Origin of the sequence: Pseudomonas sp. GXM4, from assembly GCF_008923895.1 — a bacterium.
Lineage (GTDB): Bacteria > Pseudomonadota > Gammaproteobacteria > Pseudomonadales > Pseudomonadaceae > Aquipseudomonas > Aquipseudomonas atacamensis.
Genome location: NZ_WBRZ01000308.1, coordinates 1 through 6,054, shown reverse-complemented (window position 1 = coordinate 6,054; position 6,054 = coordinate 1). Strand labels below are relative to the sequence as shown.

Sequence of the window (6,054 nt, the reverse complement as noted above, 5' to 3'; positions counted from 1 at the left end):
TGAAGAATCACAGGCAACAAAAAACGGCCCGCTTCCTCTAGGAAACGGGCCGTTTTCATGTGAGCCGAAGCTCAGTCCATCACTTGTTCAGATGGAAGTCTTTTTCCGCTGCTTCGAAACGCTCAACCATGCCGCGAGTCGGTTCACCCGCCTTGCTGACAAAGTAGATGGCCAGGCTGGCGAAGATGAAGCCCGGAATGATTTCGTACAGACCCAGCAGTTCGAAATGCTTCCAGACCACCACGGTGATCGCGCCGACCAGAATGCCGGCCAGGGCGCCGTTGCGGGTCATGTCTTTCCAGACCACCGAAATCAGCACAACCGGACCGAACGCAGCACCGAAACCGGCCCAGGCGTAGGACACCAGACCCAGTACGCGGTTTTCCGGGTTGGCAGCCATCGCGATAGCAATCAAGGCTACCAGCAGCACCATGGCACGACCGACCCAGACCAGCTCCAGTTGCGAAGCGGACTTGCGCAGGAAGGCTTTATAGAAGTCTTCGGTCAGGGCGCTCGAGCACACCAGCAACTGGCAGCTCAGGGTGCTCATCACCGCCGCCAGAATGGCCGACAGCAGTACACCGGCAACCCATGGGTTGAAGAGGATTTTCGCCAGTTCAATGAACACGCGCTCCGGGTTCTCGGTCACAGGACCGGCGACTTCCGGGTGCGCCGAGAAGTAGGCGATACCGAAGAAGCCCACCGCAACGGTGCCGCCCAGGCAGAGGATCATCCAGGCCATGGAAATGCGACGCGCCTTGGCGATCGACTTCACCGAATCCGCCGCCATGAAACGCGCGAGGATGTGCGGCTGGCCGAAGTAGCCCAGACCCCAGCCCATCAGCGAGATGATGCCGATGAAGGTGGTGCCTTTGAGCATGTCGAAGTTGCTCGGATCTTGCGCTTCGATGGCGAGGAACGTGGTGTCAACGCCGCCAGTGGCCAGCAGGACGATGATCGGCGTAAGGATCAGCGCGAAGATCATCAGCGTGGCTTGGACGGTGTCGGTCCAGCTCACCGCGAGGAAACCGCCGATGAAGGTGTAGGCAATTGTAGCCGCCGCACCGGCCCACAGCGCCGTTTCGTAGGTCATGCCGAACGTGCTTTCGAACAGGCGCGCACCAGCGACGATGCCGGAAGCGCAGTAGATGGTAAAGAACACCAGAATCACGATCGCCGAGATAATCCGCAGCAAGCCGCTTTTATCTTCGAAACGGCTGGAAAAGTAATCCGGCAGAGTCAGGGCATCGCCGTTGTGCTCGGTCTGCACACGCAAACGGCCGGCGACAAACAGCCAGTTCAGGTAGGCACCGACGATCAGGCCGATGGCGATCCAGCTTTCGGACAGACCGGACATGTAGATGGCGCCCGGCAGGCCCATCAGCAACCAGCCGCTCATGTCGGAGGCACCGGCAGACAGCGCGGTGACGACGCTGCCGAGGCTGCGACCACCGAGAATATAGTCGGAAAGGTTGTTGGTGGAGCGATAGGCCATCAAGCCGATCAGCACCATTGCTGCGATGTAGATCACGAACGTGATCAGGGTTGGATTGCTTACGCTCATTGAGTTACGCCCTGGCTTTGTTTTTATGTAGCGGCGGTGGTGAACCGCTCGCAAACGACGACGTTTGGCAGACGATCCGGGATCCCGCGCATTTAAGACTGATGTTTCCCCAGGAAAGCCATCAGCCGATGCACCGGGTTATTCCCGGTTGCACCTTGGCGGCGAATGCTATGCAACAAAGCAAATAAGGTGCAACCAGTTTCGCGAGAATTAGTTGCACCCAGTCGGATTAATCGACGATCGCCCCGTTTTTGCTCCCTTTTGTGGCAGTCATGGCTCTTTGCTAGAAGCAAAAGCACCAAGCAGGAGCAGCACTTTCGTACCAGAAATTATTTCCTGACGAGCTGCGTATTATTCCGGCAAAAAAAGGGTTGCACCCGGTTGCACCTCATTCAACGCACGGCTAATCTTGCGGCCAGCTGATGCCACGCAACTGTGGCAACCATGAGGATAAAAATATGGCTACCACCACCCTTGGGGTCAAACTCGATGACCCGACCCGCGAGCGCCTGAAGGCTGCCGCAACCTCGATTGATCGCACGCCGCACTGGCTGATCAAGCAGGCAATTTTCAATTACCTGGAAAAACTCGAGGGTGGTGCAACCCTGACCGAGTTGAACGGTTTGACCGCCAAAGACGCCGATGACGCAGGCGAAGTGCAGACCGATCACGCTCACCAATGCTTCCTCGAATTCGCTGAAAGCATCCTGCCGCAATCGGTTCTGCGTGCTTCGATCACCGCCGCCTACCGCCGCCCTGAGCCGGAAGTGGTGCCGATGCTGATCGAGCAGGCGCGCCTGCCAGCACCGATGGCCGAAGCCACCAACAAGCTCGCGGCGACCATCGCCGAAAAACTGCGCAACCAGAAAAGTGCCGGCGGTCGTGCGGGCATTGTTCAGGGTCTGTTGCAGGAATTCTCCCTGTCGTCCCAGGAAGGCGTGGCGCTGATGTGCCTGGCCGAAGCGCTGCTGCGCATCCCGGACAAAGGCACCCGCGATGCGCTGATCCGCGACAAGATCAGCACCGGCAACTGGCATCCGCACCTGGGCAACAGCCCTTCGCTATTCGTCAACGCTGCGACCTGGGGTCTGCTGCTGACTGGCAAACTGGTTTCCACCCACAACGAAGCCGGCCTGACCTCGTCGCTGAGCCGCATCATCGGCAAGAGCGGCGAGCCGATGATCCGCAAAGGCGTCGACATGGCCATGCGCCTGATGGGCGAGCAGTTCGTGACCGGCGAAACCATCGCCGAAGCGCTGGCCAATGCGAGCAAGTTCGAAGCCAAGGGCTTCCGTTACTCCTACGACATGCTCGGTGAAGCGGCACTCACCGAAGTCGACGCGCAAAAATACCTGGCCTCGTACGAACAAGCGATCCACTCGATCGGCAAAGCATCCCACGGCCGTGGGATTTATGAAGGCCCGGGCATTTCCATCAAACTCTCGGCACTGCACCCGCGTTACAGCCGTGCGCAGTACGAGCGGGTGATGGACGAGCTGTACCCGCGCCTGCTATCGCTGACCCTGCTGGCCAAGCAATACGACATCGGCCTGAACATCGACGCCGAAGAAGCCGACCGGCTCGAGCTGTCGCTGGATCTGCTCGAACGTCTGTGCTTCGAGCCGCAACTGACCGGCTGGAACGGCATCGGTTTCGTCATCCAGGCTTACCAGAAGCGTTGCCCGTACGTGATCGACTACGTGATCGATCTGGCCCGCCGCAGCCGTCATCGCCTGATGATCCGTCTGGTAAAAGGCGCGTACTGGGACAGCGAAATCAAGCGCGCCCAGGTCGAAGGTCTGGAAGGCTATCCGGTCTACACCCGCAAGGTTTACACCGACGTTTCCTACATTGCGTGCGCACGCAAACTGCTGTCGGTACCGGAAGTCATCTACCCGCAATTCGCTACGCACAACGCCCACACCCTGTCGGCGATCTACCACATCGCCGGTCAGAACTATTACCCGGGCCAGTACGAGTTCCAGTGCCTGCACGGCATGGGCGAACCGCTCTACGAACAGGTTGTCGGCAAGGTTTCCGAGGGCAAGCTGAACCGTCCGTGCCGTGTGTACGCACCGGTCGGCACTCACGAAACCCTGCTGGCGTACCTCGTGCGTCGTCTGCTGGAAAACGGCGCCAACACCTCGTTCGTCAACCGTATCGCCGACCAGTCGATTTCGATTCAGGAACTGGTGGCCGATCCGGTGGCACAGATCGAGCAGATGGCCACCGTGGAAGGCGGTTTCGGCCTGCCGCACCCGCGCATTCCGCTGCCGCGTGATCTGTACGGTGCCGAGCGCGCCAACTCCAGCGGCATCGACATGGCCAACGAACATCGCCTGGCCTCGCTGTCCTGCGCCCTGCTCGCCACCGCGCACAATGACTGGAAAGCCGCGCCGATGCTCGGTTGCGCCTCCAGCAACGAAACGCCGGTCGCGGTGCTGAACCCGTCCGATCACCGCGATGTGGTCGGTCACGTCCAAGAAGCGACCGTCGAAGACGTCGACAACGCCATTCAATGCGCGCTGAACGCCGCGCCGATCTGGCAGGCCACCCCGCCGGCCGAACGTGCGGCAATTCTGGAACGTGCCGCTGACTTGATGGAAGGCGAGATCCAGCCGCTGATGGGCCTGTTGGCTCGCGAAGCCGGCAAGACCTACGCCAACGCCATCGCCGAAGTCCGCGAAGCCGTCGATTTCCTGCGTTATTACGCAGTGCAGGCGCGCAACGATTTCAGCAACGACGCCCACCGCCCACTCGGTCCGGTGGTGTGCATCAGCCCGTGGAACTTCCCGCTGGCAATCTTCAGCGGCCAGGTCGCTGCGGCATTGGCCGCCGGTAACCCGGTACTGGCCAAACCGGCTGAGCAGACTCCGCTGGTCGCCGCTCAAGCCGTGCGCCTGATGCTCGAAGCCGGCATCCCGGAAGGCGTGCTGCAACTGCTGCCGGGTCGCGGTGAAACCGTCGGCGCCGGTCTGGTCGGTGACGAGCGCGTCAAAGGCGTGATGTTCACTGGTTCCACCGAAGTCGCGCGCTTGCTGCAACGCAACATCGCTGGCCGTCTCGACAGCCAGGGCCGTCCGATTCCGCTGATCGCCGAAACCGGTGGCCAGAACGCGATGATCGTCGATTCCTCGGCACTGACTGAACAAGTGGTGATCGACGTGGTGTCGTCGGCCTTCGACAGTGCCGGTCAGCGCTGCTCGGCGCTGCGGGTACTGTGCCTGCAGGAAGATTCCGCCGATCGCGTCATCGAAATGCTCAAAGGTGCCATGGCCGAAAGCCGTCTCGGCAACCCGGAGCGTCTGTCCGTGGACATCGGCCCGGTGATCGACGCCGAAGCCAAGGCGGGCATCGACAAGCACATCCAGGGCATGCGCGACAAAGGTCGCAATGTTTACCAGGTTGCGATTGCCGACAGTGAAGAGGTCAAGCGCGGCACCTTCGTCATGCCGACCCTGATCGAGCTGGAAAGCTTCGACGAACTGCAACGCGAAATCTTCGGCCCGGTACTGCACGTGGTGCGCTACAAGCGCAAAGAGCTGGATCAACTGATCGGCCAGATCAATGCCTCCGGTTATGGCCTGACGCTGGGCGTGCACACGCGCATCGACGAGACCATCGCCAAGGTGATCGACAACGTCAACGCCGGTAACGTCTACGTCAACCGCAACATCGTCGGTGCCGTGGTCGGCGTGCAGCCATTCGGCGGCGAAGGCCTGTCGGGTACTGGCCCGAAAGCCGGCGGCCCGCTGTATCTGTACCGCCTGCTGTCGACGCGTCCTGCCGACGCCATCGAACAATCCTTCGCCCGCGGTGATGCCATCGTCGCCCCGGACGTGCGTTTGCGCGATGCCATGAGCCAATCGTTGAACGCGCTGAAAGCCTGGGCCGACAACAACAAGTTCGCCGACCTGAGCACCCTGTGCGTGCAATACGCAGCGCAATCGCAGAGCGGCATCACCCGGGTGCTGGCAGGTCCCACCGGCGAGAAAAACAGCTACGCGATCCTGCCGCGCGAGCACGTGCTGTGCCTGGCGGAAGTTGAAGGTGATCTGCTGACGCAACTGGCGGCGGTGCTGGCGGTGGGCGGTTCGGCGGTGTGGCCGGAAACCGAGCTGACCAAGTCGTTGTTCGCCCGTCTGCCGAAGGAAGTGCAGGCGCGGATCAAACGCGTTGCCGACTGGAACAAGGACGAAGTGGTGTTCGATGCCGTGCTGCATCACGGCCACTCCGACCAGTTGCGCGGCGTCTGCCAGCAGATCGCCCAGCGTGGCGGTGCAATCGTTGGCGTTCAGGGCCTGTCCCAGGGCGAGACCAACATTGCCCTGGAGCGCCTGGTGATCGAGCGGGCATTGAGCGTTAACACGGCTGCTGCTGGAGGCAATGCCAGTCTGATGACGATCGGTTAAACCCGATAAACCGGGCACCTGCATAGGGGCCCGGCATAGCAACAATCCCTGTGGGAGCTGGCTTGCCAGCGATAGCGA

General features: G+C 61.0%; 2 protein-coding genes. One reads left to right on the top strand and one right to left on the bottom strand.

Annotation, left to right across the window (positions count from 1 at the left end):
- Positions 1-79: 79 nt before the first annotated feature.
- Positions 80-1,564: a sodium/proline symporter PutP gene (gene putP / locus F8N49_RS24580; RefSeq protein WP_095181000.1), complete on the bottom strand. Its 1,485-nt coding sequence runs from the start codon at positions 1,562-1,564 to the stop codon at positions 80-82.
- A 458-nt stretch (positions 1,565-2,022) separates the two neighbouring features.
- Between putP and putA the strand changes: the two genes are divergently transcribed.
- The gene (putA, locus tag F8N49_RS24575) at positions 2,023-5,976 is read left to right on the top strand and encodes a trifunctional transcriptional regulator/proline dehydrogenase/L-glutamate gamma-semialdehyde dehydrogenase (protein ID WP_151552965.1); all 3,954 of its coding nucleotides are present in this window, start codon (positions 2,023-2,025) and stop codon (positions 5,974-5,976) included.
- Positions 5,977-6,054 lie beyond the last annotated feature (78 nt).